The sequence below is a fragment of the Bacillus sp. GS3m_15504 genome, from assembly GCF_055825275.1.
This window is the reverse complement of the sequence record NZ_JBVVNL010000003.1, coordinates 161,627-181,380: the sequence shown is the minus strand read 5'-3', so window position 1 is coordinate 181,380 and position 19,754 is coordinate 161,627. Positions and strand designations below refer to the sequence as shown.

The 19,754-nt window shown below is 34.6% G+C and carries 22 protein-coding genes, 1 riboswitch and 1 other annotated feature; of the genes, 15 read left to right on the top strand and 7 right to left on the bottom strand.

The genetic code is table 11. The features are described 5' to 3' along the window. Positions 1-163 precede the first annotated feature (163 nt). A complete protein-coding gene (locus AC0L0O_RS22950; RefSeq protein WP_001036607.1) occupies positions 164-1,129 on the bottom strand; it encodes a DUF4822 domain-containing protein in 966 nt (321 codons plus the stop codon). A gap of 436 nt (positions 1,130-1,565) precedes the next feature. On the opposite strand from AC0L0O_RS22950, the gene AC0L0O_RS22945 reads away from it, so the two are divergent. The 5 genes from AC0L0O_RS22945 (at position 1,566) to AC0L0O_RS22925 (ending at position 4,330) form a co-directional block, all read left to right on the top strand. Further along, a complete protein-coding gene (locus AC0L0O_RS22945) occupies positions 1,566-2,528 on the top strand; it encodes a nuclease-related domain-containing protein (RefSeq protein WP_131371136.1) in 963 nt (320 codons plus the stop codon). A 49-nt stretch (positions 2,529-2,577) separates the two neighbouring features. Continuing rightward, the gene (gene psiE / locus AC0L0O_RS22940) at positions 2,578-2,982 is read left to right on the top strand and encodes a phosphate-starvation-inducible protein PsiE (protein WP_000834704.1); all 405 of its coding nucleotides are present in this window, start codon (positions 2,578-2,580) and stop codon (positions 2,980-2,982) included. Between the two features lie 143 nt (positions 2,983-3,125). Further along, positions 3,126-3,641 carry a spermidine N1-acetyltransferase gene (gene speG, locus AC0L0O_RS22935; RefSeq protein WP_000076824.1) on the top strand — a complete coding sequence of 172 codons (516 nt, stop codon included), beginning with the start codon at positions 3,126-3,128 and terminating at the stop codon, positions 3,639-3,641. Between the two features lie 119 nt (positions 3,642-3,760). Further along, positions 3,761-4,012: a DUF3955 domain-containing protein gene (locus AC0L0O_RS22930; protein WP_131371133.1), complete on the top strand. Its 252-nt coding sequence runs from the start codon at positions 3,761-3,763 to the stop codon at positions 4,010-4,012. A 78-nt stretch (positions 4,013-4,090) separates the two neighbouring features. Continuing rightward, a complete protein-coding gene (locus AC0L0O_RS22925) occupies positions 4,091-4,330 on the top strand; it encodes a DUF3947 family protein (RefSeq protein WP_000980968.1) in 240 nt (79 codons plus the stop codon). 27 nt (positions 4,331-4,357) lie between these two features. Here the strand turns inward: AC0L0O_RS22925 and crcB (AC0L0O_RS22920) are convergent, their stop codons facing one another. Next, the gene (crcB, locus tag AC0L0O_RS22920) at positions 4,358-4,714 is read right to left on the bottom strand and encodes a fluoride efflux transporter CrcB (RefSeq protein WP_000969612.1); all 357 of its coding nucleotides are present in this window, start codon (positions 4,712-4,714) and stop codon (positions 4,358-4,360) included. After that, positions 4,711-5,115 carry a fluoride efflux transporter CrcB gene (gene crcB / locus AC0L0O_RS22915; protein WP_000639325.1) on the bottom strand — a complete coding sequence of 135 codons (405 nt, stop codon included), beginning with the start codon at positions 5,113-5,115 and terminating at the stop codon, positions 4,711-4,713. Before crcB (AC0L0O_RS22915) ends, crcB (AC0L0O_RS22920) begins: the two co-directional genes overlap by 4 nt. A 54-nt stretch (positions 5,116-5,169) precedes the next feature. Next, positions 5,170-5,229: riboswitch (Fluoride riboswitch) on the bottom strand. A 206-nt stretch (positions 5,230-5,435) separates the two neighbouring features. Between crcB (AC0L0O_RS22915) and AC0L0O_RS22910 the strand changes: the two genes are divergently transcribed. The 5 genes from AC0L0O_RS22910 (at position 5,436) to AC0L0O_RS22890 (ending at position 10,046) form a co-directional block, all read left to right on the top strand. Further along, complete coding sequence (locus AC0L0O_RS22910) at positions 5,436-6,494, top strand: endonuclease/exonuclease/phosphatase family protein (RefSeq protein WP_000734859.1); 1,059 nt, start codon at positions 5,436-5,438, stop codon at positions 6,492-6,494. A 27-nt stretch (positions 6,495-6,521) separates the two neighbouring features. Continuing rightward, the gene (locus tag AC0L0O_RS22905) at positions 6,522-8,024 is read left to right on the top strand and encodes a DUF4077 domain-containing protein (protein ID WP_000455047.1); all 1,503 of its coding nucleotides are present in this window, start codon (positions 6,522-6,524) and stop codon (positions 8,022-8,024) included. A 166-nt stretch (positions 8,025-8,190) separates the two neighbouring features. Continuing rightward, positions 8,191-8,586 carry an SET domain-containing protein gene (locus AC0L0O_RS22900; RefSeq protein WP_000573649.1) on the top strand — a complete coding sequence of 132 codons (396 nt, stop codon included), beginning with the start codon at positions 8,191-8,193 and terminating at the stop codon, positions 8,584-8,586. 561 nt (positions 8,587-9,147) lie between these two features. Continuing rightward, the gene (locus AC0L0O_RS22895; RefSeq protein WP_001219915.1) at positions 9,148-9,744 is read left to right on the top strand and encodes a hypothetical protein; all 597 of its coding nucleotides are present in this window, start codon (positions 9,148-9,150) and stop codon (positions 9,742-9,744) included. 20 nt (positions 9,745-9,764) lie between these two features. Beyond that, the gene (locus AC0L0O_RS22890) at positions 9,765-10,046 is read left to right on the top strand and encodes a DUF3986 family protein (RefSeq protein WP_000336245.1); all 282 of its coding nucleotides are present in this window, start codon (positions 9,765-9,767) and stop codon (positions 10,044-10,046) included. Positions 10,047-10,180: 134 nt separating this feature from the next. Here the strand turns inward: AC0L0O_RS22890 and AC0L0O_RS22885 are convergent, their stop codons facing one another. After that, positions 10,181-10,258 (bottom strand): DUF3967 domain-containing protein, encoded by a 78-nt coding sequence (locus tag AC0L0O_RS22885; protein ID WP_113712207.1) that lies wholly within the window; start codon positions 10,256-10,258, stop codon positions 10,181-10,183. Between the two features lie 347 nt (positions 10,259-10,605). On the opposite strand from AC0L0O_RS22885, the gene murB reads away from it, so the two are divergent. Then, entirely contained in the window at positions 10,606-11,523 is a 918-nt protein-coding gene (gene murB, locus AC0L0O_RS22880; protein ID WP_001057089.1) for a UDP-N-acetylmuramate dehydrogenase, read from the top strand. A 96-nt stretch (positions 11,524-11,619) separates the two neighbouring features. After that, positions 11,620-11,835: a binding site (T-box leader), on the top strand. A gap of 52 nt (positions 11,836-11,887) precedes the next feature. After that, complete coding sequence (gene tyrS, locus AC0L0O_RS22875) at positions 11,888-13,147, top strand: tyrosine--tRNA ligase (protein ID WP_001021109.1); 1,260 nt, start codon at positions 11,888-11,890, stop codon at positions 13,145-13,147. Between the two features lie 308 nt (positions 13,148-13,455). Here tyrS and AC0L0O_RS22870 read toward each other — a convergent pair whose 3' ends face one another. From AC0L0O_RS22870 to AC0L0O_RS22860, 3 genes are all read right to left on the bottom strand, one after another. Beyond that, a complete protein-coding gene (locus AC0L0O_RS22870; protein WP_000043204.1) occupies positions 13,456-14,634 on the bottom strand; it encodes an NAD(P)/FAD-dependent oxidoreductase in 1,179 nt (392 codons plus the stop codon). 44 nt (positions 14,635-14,678) lie between these two features. Next, positions 14,679-15,119, bottom strand: a complete 441-nt coding sequence (locus AC0L0O_RS22865) for a DUF1641 domain-containing protein (protein ID WP_001115309.1) — start codon at positions 15,117-15,119, stop codon at positions 14,679-14,681. Positions 15,120-15,554: 435 nt separating this feature from the next. Then, complete coding sequence (locus tag AC0L0O_RS22860) at positions 15,555-15,899, bottom strand: winged helix-turn-helix transcriptional regulator (protein WP_000760480.1); 345 nt, start codon at positions 15,897-15,899, stop codon at positions 15,555-15,557. 373 nt (positions 15,900-16,272) lie between these two features. Between AC0L0O_RS22860 and AC0L0O_RS22855 the strand changes: the two genes are divergently transcribed. From AC0L0O_RS22855 to AC0L0O_RS22845, 3 genes are all read left to right on the top strand, one after another. Continuing rightward, the gene (locus AC0L0O_RS22855) at positions 16,273-17,436 is read left to right on the top strand and encodes an MFS transporter (protein WP_002037401.1); all 1,164 of its coding nucleotides are present in this window, start codon (positions 16,273-16,275) and stop codon (positions 17,434-17,436) included. A gap of 16 nt (positions 17,437-17,452) precedes the next feature. Next, positions 17,453-18,292, top strand: a complete 840-nt coding sequence (locus AC0L0O_RS22850; protein WP_000793531.1) for an aldo/keto reductase — start codon at positions 17,453-17,455, stop codon at positions 18,290-18,292. Positions 18,293-18,400: 108 nt separating this feature from the next. After that, positions 18,401-19,321, top strand: coding sequence for a thioester domain-containing protein (locus AC0L0O_RS22845; protein WP_001022520.1), 921 nt, complete (start codon positions 18,401-18,403; stop codon positions 19,319-19,321). The last annotated feature ends 433 nt before the right edge of the window (positions 19,322-19,754 follow it).

Sequence of the window (19,754 nt, the reverse complement as noted above, 5' to 3'; positions counted from 1 at the left end):
TTGAAGAATTAACAAACCTTTTATCAGCGCTTCAAAAGCTAACGAAAGTAATTGGAGAGCTGTAGTAGTTATTACATGTAAAAAGAAGCATAAGCTGACAAAAACGGTCAGCTTATGCTTCTTCATGTTCTAAATATCAAATGTAGATTTTTAATCAAACAAATTAAAAACTAAATTGTGGTTTCATATCACCTGTATAAGGTTCATGTTCAACGAATATAGTGATGTCATTACCAGCTTGGTCTTTACCAGTTCTCTTATACGTAAATTTATTCTTATTCAGTTCAGTAAGTTCAAGAGCCGCACCGTATTTATTATTTCCAATTGAAACGTGAGCTCTTATTTTATTTTCGTGTAAAACATCGAAGTAACCATAGTCACCGCGGCTTTGACCTGTTTCGCTATTGAAAAACTCGTATTTATTAGACTTGTCATCAAATTTTGCTAGGCTTATAAAATTCGAGTTAAACTGTGTTACATCATTACCAGCTTCATCTAATACTTTTGTTCCGTGCCAAAGTGTTCCACCTAAAATTTTATCTCCATCAATGTTTTTAACGATATCGCCTGTAGTCGTGTTCAGTTCCTTATCCGGATCAGTGAAAGAAAGTTCTTTTTCTTTATATGGAACATGTTCAACGAAGACTTCTACATCGTTACCGTTAGCGTCTTTCCCCATTCTTTTGTAAGTAAATATATTTTTATTTAGCTTTGTCATGTCAACAACAGCTTGATATTTCATTGATTCTGAAATTAATATTCTCTTCTTTCCATCATTTGTGATAAAGAAAGTTCCTTTATCGCCACGACTTGCACCTGTTTTAGCATCAAAGAATTCATATCTTCCTGACTTTGCATCATATTTTGCAAGGCCAATGAAGTTTGCATTTTCTTTTGTTACATCATTTTTATCTTTGTCATACACTCGTGTGCCTTGCCAATTTGTATCGCTAAGAATGTTAGCCATTTTTTGGCCTTTCGTTAACTTATTTTCCTTTTTTGTTTCCTTAGCAGCTTGTTCTTGTTTTGGTTTACTATGATTTTCTTCAGCTTTAGTACCAGCACACCCTGTTAGTGCTAGTGTGAATCCGAGTAATATAGATGATAGTGCTTTCGTTTTTTTGTTCATGTTTTATCGTCTCCTTATTTTATGATTTTAAATAGTTCGTCTTTCTGAATGTAATTACTACGTTTATTATGTTAATGGCAGAGTATAAACTGCCTCTAAATAAAACATTAAAAAAGGATAAACTAATTCCTAAAATTTTTTCATACTTATAAAAAGGTCTTTTACATGAGGTGAATGTAAATCTCTCATTTTGAAAACGGCGTAATTAAATGGGTGGATTCATATTATGTTTACAGTGCGATTTTAGGTGTGATGCTATACTGTGTATAGGATTTTATGTGTGTATGTTGTGTCGTTTTTTGTCGGTAAGTCGATATATTATGAAAATCGCTGATATAAATTGGGTTGCGCTGATATATTTCGAAAATCGCCGATATAATTGGAGTTGCGCTGATATATTTGAAAAATCGCTGATATATTTTGGAGGGGAATAAAGATGATTGTAAAAGAACGGAAAATGTCCGTACATTTGCTTCAATTAGAAGCTTTACTTAGAAGATTGCCTGCTCATCATCCAAAAAAGAATGTGGTGGTTGAAAGTCTAGCGAAATTTATGGCTGGCTATAAAGGAGAGCAGGCAATTGAATATCCGCTTAGTTTTCTATCCGAAACAAAATATAGCATTTTACATGACATCAGATTGTTTGATCAGAAACATTATTTCCAAATTGATGCCCTCATAGTTTCCTCATGTTTTCTTCTTTTTCTTGAAATAAAAAATATCATTGGTACGTTAATTTTTGATGCAAAGTTTAATCAACTCATTCGAATCGCAGATGGTACTTCAGAAGAGGGTTTTCCAGATCCGCTTTTACAAGTGAAACGGCAAGAGATGCAGCTGAGAAAATGGCTGAGTTTGCATGGTTTATATAATATTCCGATTGAATCTCTCGTTGTAATTAGTTCTCCTCGTACAATTATTAAAACTTCAGATGAAATGCTTCCTAATAAAATTATCCACGGTGCAAATTTACCTAATAGAATCAAACAAATGGAAAGTCAATATAAAGAAGGCGTAATTGATAATGTAGATGGACTTATAAATCAAATTATGAATGAGCACATTCCGCAGCGACAAAATATTCTTGCACAATATAAAGTGAAAAAAGAGGAATTGCTAAAGGGCGTGCAGTGTGAGGAATGTTTTACAATGGCAATGTTAAAAGAAAAACAGGGATGGCGTTGCTCAAACTGTAATAGTACGTCTAAAAGTGCTCATTTACGTGCTTTACAAGACTACACACTTCTGTTTGGAACGATAACTACTAATAGTAAATTGAGGGACTTTCTTAATGTGCAGTCTAGTTCTGCGGTTAAAAGACTCCTCAAAACAATGAACATCCCACACACCGGCACTAATAAAGGGAGAAAATATGATTTAACTTCTTTCCAATTATAATTTTGCTATAATAAATACGTACTTATACGAAGGGGAGTTTAATGAGAAAATGAAATCATTCAATATTGATCATTTTATCGCGAGTGTTTTACAGTGGATATTAAATATAGCGCTAATTATATTATCCATTGTCTTATCTATCTTTTTAATTAATGAGACGATTACTTTTATCCAATACATATTTTCAGCGAAGAAGTATACGTCATATAAATTAGTTGAAAGTATTATCGTCTATTTCTTATACTTCGAGTTCATTGCATTAATTATTAAGTATTTTAAATCGAACTATCATTTCCCGTTACGTTATTTCATCTATATCGGAATCACGGCGTTAATCCGTTTAATTATCGTATCTCATGAGGAACCGATGGAGACGTTATTATACGCAGGAGCAATTCTTGTTTTAGTCATTGCATTATACATATCGAATATGAGAGATTTGAGAAAAGAGTAGTAGTGCAGACATAAGTTTGCACTACTTTTTTTATATCTTGACCTTAAAGTTACTTGAAAGTTTACAATGAAATTAGGGCGTTTGAAATTGAAAAAAATTGAGAAATTAAGTGAAGAGGTTTCTTTTACTTGGAGGTTATAGAAATGAGTCAGGAATTGAAATTGCGTCCATTAGAGCGAGAGGATTTAAAGTTTGTACACGAACTTAATAATAACGCACATATTATGTCGTATTGGTTTGAAGAGCCGTATGAGGCATTTGTGGAGCTGCAAGACTTATACGATAAACATATACATGATCAAAGTGAACGCCGATTTATCGTTGAAAAAGATAATGAAATGGTTGGATTAGTTGAGTTAGTGGAAATCGATTATATTCACCGTAGAACGGAATTCCAAATTATTATTGATCCGAATTATCAAGGATATGGTTATGCAGCGGAAGCGACGCGTTTAGCGATGGATTACGCTTTTTCTGTACTAAATATGCATAAGATTTATTTAGTGGTGGATAAGGAAAATGAAAAAGCGGTACATGTTTATAAAAAGGTTGGATTTATGGTAGAAGGTGAACTGTTAGACGAATTTTTCGTTGATGGTAACTATCATAATGCGATAAGAATGTGTATGTTCCAAAAGGCATACTTTGGCACAAAATAACTAATTGGAAGAGCTATAGATAATATTTTATCTATAGCTTTTTTGTCATGCGAATAACAGTGTTTTTATTGTTAAGCGATAAAATATTATTGACTTGTGATATTGTCAGGCTTATTATGATGGTAATAAGATCAGTGAGAATTAAAGGAGAGTATATGATGAAAAATAAATACGTAGTAGCTATTTCTTTCATGATTTTAGCGATTATTTCTTTAACTATACATGCTTCAAACAGTAAAGTAGGAGCGAATGGATTCCTTGAAGAACCTTTCTTTTTCTTAGTACCGATAAGTTATGTATTGTTCCTTAGTGGTATTGGTGTATTACTATTTGGATTTATTACTTCAAAGCTGAAAAAGAGCAATAGATAGGGCTGTTAATCGGGACAAAACACTCACCATGAAATAGAAACATACGATATGGAAGAAAAATCATAAGTGAGTTGAATAATGATGAATCATTATTTTTATAGTGGTAGACAAGTGGGAGCAGCTATTACACTTGCTGGGGCACAGGGAACTATCCATGCTGTGAATCAAGTGATTCAAATGCAGCAACAAGCACAATTTGCAAAAATGATGCAGGGGCAGTACATGCCGTATTCACAATTTCCAATGCAAATTGTACATTATAATGTGTATCCAGCTACTTTCTTTTCCATACCATATGGGGGGACTTACTTCTTATAAAAAAAGCGACTGATAAGAGTCGCTTTTTTATATTCCGCCTAGCTGCATTCCAAGAAACGCGAAGAGGATACCCACTATGTAAGTTGCGCTTAAGTATAAAAGGAATGCGCTAAAGTTTTTACGATTGAGAAGCTGAACAGATTCTAGTTTAAAGGTTGAAAATGTTGTGAATGCCCCCATAAATCCAGTACCTAATAATAATTGCCAACCTGTAGTGACTCCGCTGCCAATTATATATCCGAGTAAAAATGCTCCTGTTATATTAATGAGAAATGTAGCGATTGGAAAGGAAGTCTTATTTCTTTTTTTAAACCAATTGCTAATTGCAAATCGTGTAATTGCACCGAAAAATCCTCCTGTTGCGACTAATAAAGCTTCCATCATAAGTGATCACCTTCCGTAAGATGTTTCTTAAGTAAGAAATCACCTAGTGTATAGCCAAGAGCAGACATAAAGAGTCCACCGAGTATACTACATGATACATATAAGAAGGCTATGCTCCACTCAGAGTAATTGATCAACTGCACAGTTTCTACACTAAATGTTGAAAACGTCGTAAAAGAACCGATGAATCCAGTCCCGATACTTGTGATTACATCTGAAGGTAAGATGTTGAGCTTAGCGATATACGTAGTCAGCCAAGCTAGTAAGAAGCATCCGGCTAAGTTAATAAGTAATGTAGCTAGTGGAAATGTATGATGCCAAAATTCATGAATAGTAAGACCTAAATAATAACGAGAAAGGGCTCCTAATATACCGGCAATGCCGACGATAATATAAATCAATTTTCTCACCTCTTTAAATAGCTTGCTCAAAAAAATAGACTCCTACCAGTAGTTATACTGGTAGGAGTCATTAGCTAAGCAGCGTTTATGGCGAACTCCATCGCCTATGATTATTACATATAGTGTACTAAACATTACGCTTGATTTCCAGTGAAGGAGTCGGAGTTTTGATCATTTAAAGGCAAGAGAAATTATTTATAAACTAAATATAATGATATAAGATTTTTGTTGTGATAAAATATTTCGTATGTTGTCATTCAGTTTTAGTTAACTGAAAATAAAGATAATTAAGTTGTGTGTTTTAGAAAAGGGGCGTTTATTTGAAGAAATTATTAAAAATAGTACTTATATGTATTTTAGTAGGGGTGGGAGTGGTAGGTGGTTTTTTAGCGTATATGACACTTACTAAAGAACAGCCTGCTGATGTTATAAGTTTGCAGGTGGAAAATAATAAAGAGCGCGTATTAGCGACAGGAAATGAATTTAAAGTTACAACATTTAATATTGGATATGCTGGATTAGATAAGGATCAAGATTTCTTTATGGATGGGGGAAAGGGATCTGGTTCAAGTAGTAAAGAGCAAACGGAAGTTAACCTAAAGAATATGCTTTCGTTTTTACAAAATGAGAATAGTGATTTTGCGCTATTACAAGAAGTTGATATAAAATCAATGCGATCTTTTGATGTAAATGGGCATGAATTTTTGAAAAAAGGATTACCTAATTATGTTTCGTCATTTGGCAAGAACTACGATACGAAATGGGTTCCAGTGCCAATTACAAGTCCAATGGGATATGCGGAGGCTGGATTAAGTACATTTTCTAAATATACAGTTCAAACAGCGAAGAGATTCCAGCTCCCTGGAATGGAGCCTTGGCCGAAGCGTTTATTCGATTTAGATCGAGCGATTGTTGAACATACAATCCCTGTTAATAATGGAAAGCATGTTAGACTTGTAAACTTACATTTGTCTGCGTACGATGAAGGCGGGAAAATTAGAAAACAGCAAGTAGAATATTTAAAAGCATATATGAACAAGCATTATGAAAAAGGTGATTACGTAATAATGGGCGGAGATTGGAATCAATTAGTTTCTGACGTTCAATTAAGTGATCCGAAGTTTGTGAAGGAGCGTCCTGACTGGTTAGTAGAGTTACCAAAGGACTTTACTGATGGTGGCTTTAAATGGGCTGTAGATCCGTCTGTGATGACGGTGAGAGACGATGTGAAGAAATATGTAGAAGGTGAAAACTTCGTCACGATTATTGATGGCTTTATCGTTTCACCGAATGTTGAGATTGTAAATGTGCAAGGAAAAGATTTAAAGTTTGAGAATAGTGATCATAACCCAGTGAGTGCGGTATTTAAGTTGAAGTAATTAAAGGCAGAAGGTGGGACTGTATATATGGAATGGTTAAAGAAAACTTGTTTTTCTAACCTGGAGAAAGAATCACAGAAAAATCATTTATTGCTGTTTATTACGATTTGTAGTTTCTTCCTTGGAATCATCGCGATTGGGTATTACGGATATATTTTTACAGAGAGAGCAATCGCGTTTTGGGTTTGTGGTATTTCTGTCGTTGTATTTGGAACGCTTCTTACTTTTATAGAAAGTATGGAAGCGATGTATAAATATATCATGACATTTATGTTGCTTATGATGTCTTTCATTATGGTACAAGCATTTAATGAAAGCCCGGCTGTATTTCAAATGGTTTATTTTACACTAGCGGTTTCACTTATCTATTTAAGTGAGCGTCTCGTTGTAATTCTCGGCGGAGTGGCAGTTGTTCTTACATTTATCCTTTGTAGTTATTGGCCGGAGCAATTTTTTGCTTATACAGCTGCATCTGAAGCTGCAAACTTCGCAAGCTTGTTAGCGATCGTAACAATCGCTATGTGGGGCGTCACGAAAATTGGTTCTAACCTACTGGCTCGTTTAAGTGATGAGAAGCAAGAAGTAATGAGAAAAGCTCAGGAGCTAGAAGAGACGCAAAGGCTTATTGAAGAAACAGTTGTGAAACTAGATAGTAATTTTAATTGTTTAAGAGAAAATATGAATACATCGATGGAGTCGATGAGTGACATTAATTTTGCTTTTGAAGAGGTGGCAGTTGGTACACAATCACAATCAGAGATGATGTCACGTTCAGTAGAAGTATTGAACGATATGGAAGGAAATATTGAACAAATCATTTCTCAAGTAAGAAATGCATCGATTCGTGTTGATGAAAGCTTAGAAATTTCAAAGGGTAGTGTACATACTCTACGAAATTTTGAAGCGAATATGAAAAGTTTAAATGATGTTGTTTCACAATCAGGAGTTATATTTAGAGATTTAATGATGCAATCGAAGCAAATTAATGAAATTGTAGATGTAATAACGAATATTTCAAGTCAGACGAGTTTACTAGCTTTAAATGCAAATATTGAAGCTGCAAGAGCAGGTGAACATGGAAAAGGATTTGCTATTGTAGCGAATGAAGTATTAAAGCTTGCAGAAGAATCGAATCGTTCTGCGGGAAGAATTCAAGGGATTTTGAAGGAATTTAGTAATCAAGCAAGTAAGGTAGAAGTGCAGGTAGAGAAATCAGAAAGAGTACAAGAAGAGTGTAACGAAATGTTAGCAAGTGTTTTAACAAATGTAACGGATTTAGGAAAGTTTATTGATGCAATTAATGATGTAATGAGAGAGATTGTTGGTCATCAAGAAAATTTTCAAGTTAAAACGACGAATATCGTAAAGGATGTTACACATGCTTCCAATGTAATCCAGCAAACTTCTGCGGCGACAGAAGAAGTGTTAGCAAGTGTGGAAGAAGAAAAGCATCGAAATGATACATCGGTGAAGACATTACATACTGTTAGCGAGCAAGTGAAATTGTTAGAAGATATTTTAGAAAAGTAATATCACTTAAAAAGAGTACAACGTCTGTGCTCTTTTTTCATTTAAAAGAAGACTTGCTCGGATTTTAATTGCTTTTCTGCTCGTTTTCTGCCAAGCTTAAGGAGATAAAATTCAGCTAATAGCGGAATTAAAATACTTCAAAGAAAGAATTAAATAGGTGACGCATATGATCGAAGTTAAGACTTCTGAACTTAGTGATGGAGAATTTAATAGAGGTGTATTTGCAACTCGTGATATTAAAAAAGGTGAGTTGATACACGCAGCGCCAGTTATCTCTTATCCGAATGAACAGCATGAACACATTGAGAAAACATTACTTGCTGACTACGCATTTGAGTATGGGATTAATCATACGGCAATCCTTTTAGGATACGGTATGTTATTCAATCATTCATATACACCGAATGCAACGTATGATATTGTCTTTGAGAACCATACGTTTAACTTCTATGCTTATAAAGATATAAAAGCGGGAGAAGAAATCTTAATCAATTATAATGGTGAAGTGGATAACGATGAGCTGTTATGGTTTGATAAGGAAAAAGAAGAGAACGAAAAGTAATATAAAGAGTTTGGAAAGAGCACATTCTGTGGGATGTGCTCTTTTTTATGGCGTGTCCAGTCAGCTGGTGGAGAAATCCTACGATTGAGCCCTGTGATAAAGTAATTTTTCTGTTTATAGAAATCGGAGAGTATTTAGGAGTATACAGAGCCAAGAAATACACTATATTTACAACTAAATGATATGGTGAAAGGCTTAAATCTAACCTTACAACGATTTAAAAATTACTATATCCCATCTCCAATGGGGTAAAGGTAGATTGGTAAAATTGATTGGTATGTCTTAGAATGGTTTGCACTAACATCTCCCTAAAGATACAGCATTGTATCTTTAGGGAGATGCTTTATTAGCTTTATAGTATAGAGGAAGAGATTTTTAGTTAATTTATTTTTAATCTTATTAAGTTATTATTTTATACAAATTAATAATAACAAATTCGGACTTTTATTTTCAGTCTTGTTAGAAAATTTTGTTTGTTTTATTCTTTAATAGTGAAAAATAATAGGAAATGTAAATTTTAGCTATTTCTCATTATTATAAGATTTGAGAGGAGAACGGTAGATGAGAATTATAGCTGGGATACTTTCTTTCGTGTTAATGTTTAGTTTTGCATTGCCATCATTTGTTGATGCAACTGTTGAATTAAATGATGATACGATTGTCGAAGAATATGTTCCTGAAGAAGATGGTGGCATTGATTTATCTAATGTCGATGTTTCTAACTTCGATTTTGAAAAATTTGAGAATGAATATGATTTTTTAGTAACTGATCCTGTATTTTTACAATTAGAAGGAGAACTAAGTAAACCAAGAGTTGAATATGTTATTGAAAAAAACCCTCTTACAGGTGAATTAATAGTTAAACAAGAAATATTACCAGCTCTTGTTATCGGAGCATTAAGGGTTTTAACTTCAAAAGTAGGCAGAACAGCTGCCGATAAAGGTTGGAAGATAGCAAGACCATATGTACAAAAAGCATTAAACGCACCAAGTAAATATATCCTTGAAGGACCATCTGGAACAAAAATTATTCAAGTAAGATCTAAAGCTACGAAACAAGTTATATTTAGGTTAGATTATGGCCCGGTATATCATAAAGGACCATATTTACATTATCATGTTCCACCAAATTTAAATGATCATCATATTATTTGGTAAAGAGGAGGTTATTTCACATTATGTGTAACTATGAAACACACCAGCATATGCATATAGGCTATTATGAAGATGGTTATGATTTAGAAGTCACTGCATATAAAAAAATAAACAAACCTATTTGGGATGTATTTATTGAAGAGTATGAAGCGGGTTTTTTATATGAATTTGCTAGCAAACATAAATTAGGTGAATATTTTACTGGATGCGGTTTAAAAATATTTACAATAGATGACAAAGATGCTACTGAAGAACAATCTAGATTAATTTTTGAAAAGTGGTTAAAAACTAATAACATTGTTTAAAAATTGGTTTATCTTTATTCCACTAATCAAAAAGGTAGAAAAGTATACTTTTCTACCTTTTTGTAGTTTATATACAAACCTTACCAAAACTTCTACCACGGCTTTTTCTTCTCTTTCGCAACTGCCACTTCATCTTAAAATTCCTTTGTTAAATCCTTTGATTCCTGTATCTCACTTAGTATCTTCATGAGAGTCTTATCTCCCGCTTTCAATCGATTTTCTTATATGTCATAAACAAAGTAAAAATTACAAAAAAATACCACTTTATTTTCGTATGGTATAGTAAGATACTGAAGGATAGTGTTTTGAAAAAGTAATATATTTTACAAATTGTTGTCTTTCTGATGACATGTCAAGTTTAGTAGCCCATTTGGGTTGCTTTATTATGCAATATATATTTTAATATGAGTGGCACCTCTTATAAATTAAGAGGTTAATAGGTGTCTCGAATTGATTTTGGGTACACTGTATCCACCACTTTAGGTTCGTTCATGTATGTGGGGATATTATGGGCCCGTATAACGGGATAAAAAGAATATAGAAATAGAGGAATCGTAAAATGAATATGCAAGAGGTTTATGAATATTTAAGTACGGTATTGCCTGAAGGTCATGTGAAACAAGATGAAATGTTAAAGAATCATACGCATATTAAAGTTGGTGGAAAAGCAGATGTGTTCGTTGCGCCGACAAATTATGATGAAATTCAAGAAGTTATTAAATATGCTAACAAATATAATATTCCAGTTACGTTTTTAGGAAACGGATCGAATGTCATTATTAAAGACGGTGGAATTCGCGGGATTACAGTAAGTTTAATTCATATTACAGGTGTTACTGTAACAGGAACGACAATTGTAGCACAGTGCGGTGCAGCAATTATTGACGTATCACGTATTGCGTTAGACCATAACTTAACGGGTCTTGAGTTCGCTTGTGGTATTCCAGGTTCAGTTGGCGGAGCATTATATATGAATGCAGGTGCATACGGCGGTGAAATTTCGTTTGTATTAACAGAAGCTGTCGTAATGACAGGTGATGGAGAGCTACGTACTTTGACGAAAGAAGCATTTGAATTTGGATATCGTAAGAGTGTATTTGCGAACAATCATTACATTATTCTTGAAGCGAGATTTGAACTTGAAGAAGGTGTATATGAAGAAATTAAAGCAAAAATGGATGATTTAACGTTTAAACGTGAGTCAAAACAACCTCTAGAATATCCTTCATGTGGTAGCGTATTTAAACGCCCACCAAATAACTTTGCTGGTAAATTGATTCAAGAATCAGGGTTACAAGGTAAGCGAATTGGTGGAGTGGAAGTTTCTTTAAAACACGCTGGATTTATGGTAAATGTTGATAACGGAACAGCACAAGATTACATCGATTTAATTCACTTCGTACAAAAAACAGTTGAAGAGAAATTTGGCGTGAAGTTAGAGCGTGAAGTAAGGATTATTGGAGAAGATAAAGAATAACATATACGTATGAAGTTGCGAATTATTTTAAAATAATATTTGGGTATTGTTGACAATTTGTTTTCAATTCAATATAATGGCTAATAATTTAACAAATAACATACGTTGAAAGAGCCCAGTAGCAGTTTGTCACTGTTAACGAGAGAGCTAGGGGATGCTGGAACCTAGCACAAACAAACTTGCGAATTACACTCTGGAGTATCTTAGGTAATGCTAAGCGGATTGGCAATCGATATTATTGCTAAGAGTGGTATGAGTAGCTATGCTATTTATACAAACTGGGTGGTAACACGGTGAATAATCGTCCCTATGTCATAGACATAGGGATTTTTTGTTTTTAAAAAAATAAAGGGGATGACAAAAGATGAATATCATTGATGAATTAGAATGGCGCGGTGCTGTTAATCAACAGACTGACGAAGAAGGTTTACGTAAGCTAGTAGAGGAGAAAAAGATTTCGCTATACTGCGGAGTTGATCCGACTGGTGATAGTATGCATATCGGACATTTGATTCCGTTTATGATGATGAAAAGATTCCAGTTAGCTGGTCATCATCCAGTTATTTTAATCGGCGGTGCAACAGGAACAATTGGTGATCCGAGTGGACGTCAATCAGAACGTCAACTGCAAACGTTAGAAGTAGTGCAGCATAATGTGGATGCATTAACAGCGCAAATGAAAAAGCTATTTGATTTTGGCGGAAATAGCGAAGTGAAGATGGTAAATAACTACGACTGGACACATGAAATAAATATTATTGAGTTTTTACGTGATTACGGGAAAAACTTTAGCATTAATAGCATGTTAGCAAAAGACATCGTAGCAAGTCGTTTAGATACAGGAATTTCTTTCACAGAATTTACGTACCAAATCTTGCAAGCGATGGACTTCCATCATTTATACACGAAAGAAGATGTTCAACTACAAATTGGTGGTAGTGACCAATGGGGAAATATTACGAGTGGTTTAGATTTAATTCGTAAGTTAGAAGGGCACGAAGCAAAAGTATTTGGATTGACGATTCCGTTACTATTGAAATCAGATGGTACAAAGTTTGGTAAATCAGCAGGTGGTGCGGTTTGGCTTGATCCTGAAAAAACAACACCATTTGAATTTTACCAGTTCTGGGTAAATACAGATGACCGTGATGTCGTTAAATACTTGAAATACTTTACGTTCTTAACGAAAGAGCGTATTGATGAATTGGCAGTGAAGGTAGAAACAGAGCCTCATAAACGTGAAGCGCAAAAAGTATTAGCGGAAGAAATGACGAAATTCGTTCACGGAGAAGAAGCATTGCTGCAAGCTGTGAAAATTACAGCAGCGTTATTTAGCGGAGATATTAAATCGTTAACAGCTGATGAAATTGAGCAAGGCTTTAAAGAAATGCCAACATTCCAGTCTTCAAAAGAGACGAAAAACATCGTAGAATGGCTAGTTGATTTAGGAATTGAACCATCTAGACGACAAGCGCGTGAAGATATTAATAACGGAGCTATTTCTATGAATGGCGAAAAAGTAACGGATGTAGGTACGGATGTTACAGTAGAAAATTCCTTTGATGGACGATTTATTATTATTCGTAAAGGGAAGAAGAACTACAGCCTTGTGAAGTTAGGATAATGAAGAAGGTGGAAAAATTATATCGGCGATTTTTTGAATATATAGACCGTAACTCGAATTATATCGGCGATTTTTAAAATATATCGATCGTAATTTGAATTATATCAGCGATTTTCCCGATATATCGATTTACCGACAAAAAGCGTCAATAAAGCTGTTCCGAACGGGACAGCTTTCATTATAAAGAGTCAGTATATTCAGATAAATTTAAAGGGTATATAATTTTTTTGCCGAATAAATAAGTTAGAGAAAATTTCGGATAAAAATAGCCCGAACCATGCAGGGCATGATTCGGGCTTATATTCAGATTAGTAAGCTAAGCTGAATAGACCTTTAATGTGTGATAAGTAACGAACGTTACTTGCTTCTTTCATTAATGATGCTGGTAAACCTTTAAGTGGAGTATTGCTTGCTCCGATTGTAGCAACAGCATCTTTACGGCCTAGACTAGCAAGTGTTCCAGAGTTTACAGGTGCGAACTCTTCGAATGCTTTGCCTTCTAGTGCAGCATATAAGTTGTATCCAATTAACTCACCCATTTGCCAAGCGATTTGTGCAGTTGGTGGGTATGGACGTCCGTCTGGAGCGAAGACAACAGCGCTGTCTCCAGCAACGAATACGTTTTTATGAGAAGTAGATTGTAGGTATGCATCAACTGTTGCACGACCACGGTTTACTTCAAGACCTGATTCACCGATTAGTGGGTTACCTTGAACGCCGCCCGTCCAAACGAATGTGTTAGCAACAAGTTTTTGACCGTCTTTTAAGTCGATTTCATTGCCAGCAACGTTTGTTACAGGAAGACCAGTTAAGAATGTAACGCCGCGTGCTTCTAGGCTAGTAGTTGCACGTTCGATTAAGTGGTCTGGTAATACTGGAAGGATTTTTGGACCTGCTTCAACAAGAAGAAGTTTCACTTCTTTTGGATTTACGCCGTGGCTTTTTGCAAGTTTAGGCATAATGTCAGCAAGCTCACCAACTAGCTCAACGCCAGTTAATCCGCCACCACCGATTACGATTGTAGCATCAGCTTCGTTTTTCGTTTTCGCATATTCACGAATACGGTCTTCAACGTGTTTGTAGATTTTGTTTGCATCAGCAGCAGATTTTAATACCATGCTGTTTTCTTCTAGTCCTGGAATACCGAAGTAAGCAGTTTTACTTCCTAAAGCAACTACAAGTGCATCGTAAGATAAAGTAGTGCCGCCAGCTAATTTGATTTCTTTGCTATCAACTGAGAATGACTCAACTGTTGCGATTTTAAGATCGATATCTTTACCTTTGAAAAGCTTTGTAAGTGGCATTGCAACTGCTTGCTCAGACACGTTACCAGCTGCAAGGCGGTGTAGTTCAGTGATAATTTGGTGTGTTGGGTATTGGTTAATCACTGTAACTTGTGCTTCTGATTTGCTGTAATATTTACGTACGTTTAAAGCGGCAAGAAGACCGCCATAACCAGCGCCTAAGATGACAATTTGTTTTGACATAGTATGATATCCCCCGTCTTTACTAATTGTTGTTATAAGTTAACTTATTTATTGTTACGTTCTGCACTAATTTGAAGATATGCGTTCACAAAGCGGAACATTTTTTGTGCTTGTGGATCTTTTAGTAATTTTAACAGACCGAATAGGCCGATAACTTCGTTGCTTTCGTCAGCACGATCTTTCGCTTCGATCGCAGTAGCAGCCATGCTTTTCACTGTATCTTTTACAGGTTCTACAAGCTCTGTGATTGCACCAACAGTGTCGCTTTTTAATACTTCATCAGTAGCAACAGTTTGAGCGAAGTCATAAGACTTAGTTAAAATGTTAACAAGCTCAGTTAATTTTGGAAGCTGTTCTACTAGTGTTGTTAATGATTCTTGTACCTCAGGTTTTAACAACTGATCAAGTACATCAAGTTGTCCTTGGCTAGCAGAAATTTGTACAGTTTCTTGTTCTGGCTTTGTTTGAGTCATAGTTTCTGGCATCTCCAATTCTCCTTTACGATAGCAATACTCTTATTTTTGATAAGTAAGATAGTAAACGGTTACGAAACTTTATACAAAGTTTCACAAAACACAATAAAATGCCTTTAAATTTATGACAGCAACTAAGTTGCAAACATAAATCTAAAACCATAACGTCTTACTTATTATTTATGAACTGTCCGATATATGGCTTGTCCGCATAATGGAAAAGCTCCGTTACCGGAAAGTGTATATAATATATATCCTATATTATATACTATATACACGTATGTTAACATAAAAATGATTCCTAATTATTTGATATCGAGCGTATAACGTAGTACTGACAAGGTATGAAAGCGTATAAAATATTTTGTTTCAGTTAGAAATGTACATATATAATAAGAAAAAAAGGAAAAAATGAACAAATTCATGTTCGTTTTTTCCTTTTTCCTATTATTCACCTTCCGCAATTAGCATCGATGTCTTACCTTCTTTTTCAAGGTGGCATTCGCCCCAAGAACAAAGAGAATCAAGAATGGATTCTAAAGACCAACCGTAATCAGTAAGAGAATATTCTACTTTTGGCGGGACTTGGTTGTATACTTTTCTTTGAATAACGCCGTCGTCTTCTAATTCACGTAATTGCTGTGTTAACATTTTTTGTGTAATACCAGGCATTGAGCGTTTTAATTCACTCGTTCTCTTTGTACCTTTCGTTAAGTGACAAAGGATAACAACCTTCCATTTTCCGCCGATAACTTCTAAAGTCGCCTCTACAGGAATATTGTATTTCTTCATATAAAGCCCTCCTTTTTTGAGTAAAGTAAGCTAAGTCATACAAATGTTACTTTTTAGTACCTATAGCACTTTAAAGTACGTACTTTTTATCATGTTAAATATGTTTCATAATAGCACATGTAAGAGGCAAATGAGTAGTACGGTACTGAAAAGTGACTATGTTACTTTTTGGTGCCTATCGTACTTTAAAGTGCGTTCTTCAAAAAAAGAATGAAACCATTCATAATAGCATTTGTAGAGATTAAATATATTTTTTAGAAGATAAAGAGGCCTTTTTATCGCACTATTATGATTGGATTTCTTGTAATAAGGAGGAATTCAATTGAGTTCATATACAGTACCATCTTCGGAAGTTCAGACGAATCGACGAAGTATGTTTGCTTTATTAGCACTAGCAATTAGTGCATTTGGAATTGGGACGACCGAGTTTATTAGTGTCGGTTTATTACCATCTATTTCAAAAGATTTAAATGTTTCGGTTACAACAGCTGGTTTAACTGTTTCCTTATATGCATTAGGTGCGGCAGTAGGAGCTCCTGTTTTAACAGCGTTAACGGCTAGTATGTCGAGAAAGACATTATTAATGTGGATTATGGTTATTTTCATTATTGGTAATGGGATCGCGGCAGTAGCAACAAGTTTCACTATATTAATTATCGCAAGGATTGTATCTGCGTTTGCACATGGTGTGTTTATGTCGATAGGATCTACAATTGCGGCCGCAATCGTCCCAGAGAATAAACGTGCTAGCGCCATTGCGATTATGTTTACTGGATTAACAGTTGCGACTATTACAGGTGTGCCAATTGGAACGTTTATCGGTCAACAATTTGGCTGGAGAGCGTCATTTATGGCGATTGTCGTAATTGGAATTATTGCTTTTATCGCAAACAGCATACTAGTCCCATCTAATTTAAAAAATGGTGTACCTGTATCGTTTCGTGATCAATTTAAATTAATTAAAAATGGAAGACTATTACTTGTCTTCATTATTACTGCACTTGGATATGGCGGTACATTCGTAACATTTACGTATTTATCACCACTATTACAAGAAGTAACAGGATTTGAAGCAAGTACGGTTACGATCATTTTATTAGTGTATGGAATTGCCATTGCGATAGGGAATATGGTTGGCGGAAAATTATCGAATCATAATCCGATTCGAGCGCTATTTTACATGTTCTTAATTCAAGCGATTATATTATTTGTTTTAACATTTACAGCGCCATTTAAGGTAGCTGGATTAATCACAATTATTTTCATGGGACTATTCGCATTTATGAATGTTCCGGGGCTACAAGTATATGTAGTTATATTGGCAGAGCGCTTTGTTCCGAGTGCGGTGGATGTTGCTTCAGCAATTAATATTGCCGCATTTAACGGAGGAATCGCTTTAGGTTCTTATATAGGTGGCCTTGTAACGAATTCGTTAGGATTAATCCATACTGCTTGGGTAGGCGGCCTTATGGTAGTAGCCGCTGTTATTTTAACAGCGTGGAGCATGACATTAGAAAAAAGAGATCAAGTAAAATAAAAGGAGAGAAAATAAAATGAAAAACTTACAAAGTAAAGCAGTATTAAATAACGGTGTAGAAATGCCTTGGTTCGGTTTAGGTGTATTTAAAGTAGAAGAAGGACCAGAACTTGTAGAAGCTGTAAAATCAGCAATTAAAGCAGGATACCGCAGCATTGATACAGCTGCAATTTACGGAAATGAAAAAGCTGTAGGTGAAGGAATCCGTGCAGGTATCGAAGCAACTGGCATTGCAAGAGAAGATTTATTCATCACTTCAAAAGTATGGAACGCAGATCAAGGATATGAAACAACAATCGCTGCATACGAAGAGAGTCTAAAAAAATTAGGACTAGATTATTTAGATCTATATCTTGTTCACTGGCCTTCAGAAGGAAAATATAAAGATACGTGGAGAGCGTTAGAAACACTTTATAAAGAAAAGCGCGTACGTGCAATTGGTGTAAGTAACTTCCAAATCCATCACTTACAAGATGTAATGAAAGATGCAGAAATTAAACCAATGATTAACCAAGTAGAATACCACCCTCGTTTGACACAAAAAGAATTACAAGCTTTCTGTAAAGAACAAGGTATTCAAATGGAAGCATGGTCACCATTAATGCAAGGTCAATTATTAGATAACGAAACATTACAAGAGATTGCTGAGAAACATGGTAAAACAACAGCGCAAGTTATTTTACGTTGGGATCTTCAAAATGGAGTAATTACAATTCCAAAATCAACGAAAGAACACCGCATCATTGCAAATGCTGATGTATTTAACTTTGAATTAACGAAAGAAGATATGGAAAAAATCGATGCGTTAAACCAAAATCACCGCGTTGGTCCAGATCCTGATAACTTTGATTTCTAAAATTAAAGTAAGAAAGAAGAGTGCGTAAAAGCACTCTTTTTTTGTGCATAAAAATAGTTTCTAATTAAATACTACTTAGTATTAAGTTTGTTATAAGGGGCTGTGAACATGAATATAAAGCAATCGTTCAAACTTTTAGCTATGTTTTTAAGTATTTTATTTGTGTTATTCCCACTTCAAAAAGCATTTGCAGAAGTTATGGACCATACAAAGTATCAAATGGATTGGAGTTATAGTAAGTCTAAGAAGAAACCAATCCGAACAGAGCTTATTAAAACGGCAGATGGCAAAATTGCTTTTTGTTTAAATGTAGATTTAAAATCTCCAAGTGGTCAAGATTTACCGGAAATGGGGAAAGTGGATATTAACGTATACCGTGTATTATTGAATGGATATCCACAAAAGAGCCCGCAAGAATTAGGTGTTTCTGATTGGAGAGAAGCTCATTATGCAACGCAGCTTGCAGTATGGAATGCGTTAAAACAAATCGATATTAATGATTTAGATTTCCGTAATAAAAATGTAGAAAAGGTAACGAAAGATATCGTTGCAAAAGCAAGCGCTAGTGAAGAATTACAAGAAATTACGATGAGTGTAACTCCTACAGAAGAACAAGAAGCGGTATTGAAAAATGATTTCTTTGAAACAGGCTTATATACAGTAGAAACAAATGCGAAAAGTGGAACGTATAAAGTGCAAGCAACAGGTGCACCAGCAGGAGCGAAATTTGTAAATGAAAAAGGCGAAACAAAAACAGAATTTAATGTAGGAGAAAAGTTCCGCATTTTAATTCCGAAACAAACACCAGCTGGTGGTTTTAGCTTTAAAGTAATAGGGAAATTAACGAAGCTACAAGGGATTGCACATAAAGGTACACCAACAATTCAAAATGCAGTTGTATTACTTGAGCGTAGTGAAGAAGAAACAAGTCCGGAGTTATCAGTGAGTTGGAAAAAAGGAAATGGTCATGATAATAATAAACCACATACTCCAAACGAACCGCATAAACCGAATCAATATAAAAGGTAAGGATGAAAGCATTGGTGTTAACCAATGCTTTTTATATATGAACTTTAAAGTTATGTTGAAATAATTATTCGCTATATAAAATACTGTTCTAATAGTAGAAAAACTATTTGAAAATAACAAAATATAATAAATCTTAACGTTACGATTAATAGATTAAATTCACGAAATTGTAACATTATTCTAATTGAAAAGTCTATCAAACGAAGTGTAAAGCGTGTACAATTCAGTTGGAAAAACTACCTATAGATGGTCATATATGAAGAAAATGTAAGTTTCTATTACTATTTTTATTTTCAGATGTATAGATGACAATACTAAATGATATCTTTTACTATTCTCTTTTTATGTACGAAGAGAACTCATCACAAATAGAGAGAAGTGAGGAGGGCATATTACATAAAAATTTTACAATGTAAGAAAGCGAATACATAGG

Excerpts from the sequence above, each read along its gene's own strand:
- AC0L0O_RS22950 (WP_001036607.1), bottom strand. The coding sequence starts at position 1,129 with ATGAACAAAAAAACGAAAGCACTATCATCTATATTACTCGGATTCACA.
- AC0L0O_RS22945 (WP_131371136.1), top strand. The coding sequence starts at position 1,566 with ATGATTGTAAAAGAACGGAAAATGTCCGTACATTTGCTTCAATTAGAA.
- psiE (WP_000834704.1), top strand. The coding sequence starts at position 2,578 with ATGAAATCATTCAATATTGATCATTTTATCGCGAGTGTTTTACAGTGG.
- speG (WP_000076824.1), top strand. The coding sequence starts at position 3,126 with ATGAGTCAGGAATTGAAATTGCGTCCATTAGAGCGAGAGGATTTAAAG.
- AC0L0O_RS22930 (WP_131371133.1), top strand. The coding sequence starts at position 3,761 with ATGGTAATAAGATCAGTGAGAATTAAAGGAGAGTATATGATGAAAAAT.
- AC0L0O_RS22925 (WP_000980968.1), top strand. The coding sequence starts at position 4,091 with ATGATGAATCATTATTTTTATAGTGGTAGACAAGTGGGAGCAGCTATT.
- crcB (WP_000969612.1), bottom strand. The coding sequence starts at position 4,714 with ATGATGGAAGCTTTATTAGTCGCAACAGGAGGATTTTTCGGTGCAATT.
- AC0L0O_RS22905 (WP_000455047.1), top strand. The coding sequence starts at position 6,522 with ATGGAATGGTTAAAGAAAACTTGTTTTTCTAACCTGGAGAAAGAATCA.
- AC0L0O_RS22900 (WP_000573649.1), top strand. The coding sequence starts at position 8,191 with ATGATCGAAGTTAAGACTTCTGAACTTAGTGATGGAGAATTTAATAGA.
- AC0L0O_RS22895 (WP_001219915.1), top strand. The coding sequence starts at position 9,148 with ATGAGAATTATAGCTGGGATACTTTCTTTCGTGTTAATGTTTAGTTTT.
- AC0L0O_RS22890 (WP_000336245.1), top strand. The coding sequence starts at position 9,765 with ATGTGTAACTATGAAACACACCAGCATATGCATATAGGCTATTATGAA.
- murB (WP_001057089.1), top strand. The coding sequence starts at position 10,606 with ATGAATATGCAAGAGGTTTATGAATATTTAAGTACGGTATTGCCTGAA.
- tyrS (WP_001021109.1), top strand. The coding sequence starts at position 11,888 with ATGAATATCATTGATGAATTAGAATGGCGCGGTGCTGTTAATCAACAG.
- AC0L0O_RS22870 (WP_000043204.1), bottom strand. The coding sequence starts at position 14,634 with ATGTCAAAACAAATTGTCATCTTAGGCGCTGGTTATGGCGGTCTTCTT.
- AC0L0O_RS22865 (WP_001115309.1), bottom strand. The coding sequence starts at position 15,119 with ATGCCAGAAACTATGACTCAAACAAAGCCAGAACAAGAAACTGTACAA.
- AC0L0O_RS22860 (WP_000760480.1), bottom strand. The coding sequence starts at position 15,899 with ATGAAGAAATACAATATTCCTGTAGAGGCGACTTTAGAAGTTATCGGC.
- AC0L0O_RS22855 (WP_002037401.1), top strand. The coding sequence starts at position 16,273 with ATGTTTGCTTTATTAGCACTAGCAATTAGTGCATTTGGAATTGGGACG.
- AC0L0O_RS22850 (WP_000793531.1), top strand. The coding sequence starts at position 17,453 with ATGAAAAACTTACAAAGTAAAGCAGTATTAAATAACGGTGTAGAAATG.
- AC0L0O_RS22845 (WP_001022520.1), top strand. The coding sequence starts at position 18,401 with ATGAATATAAAGCAATCGTTCAAACTTTTAGCTATGTTTTTAAGTATT.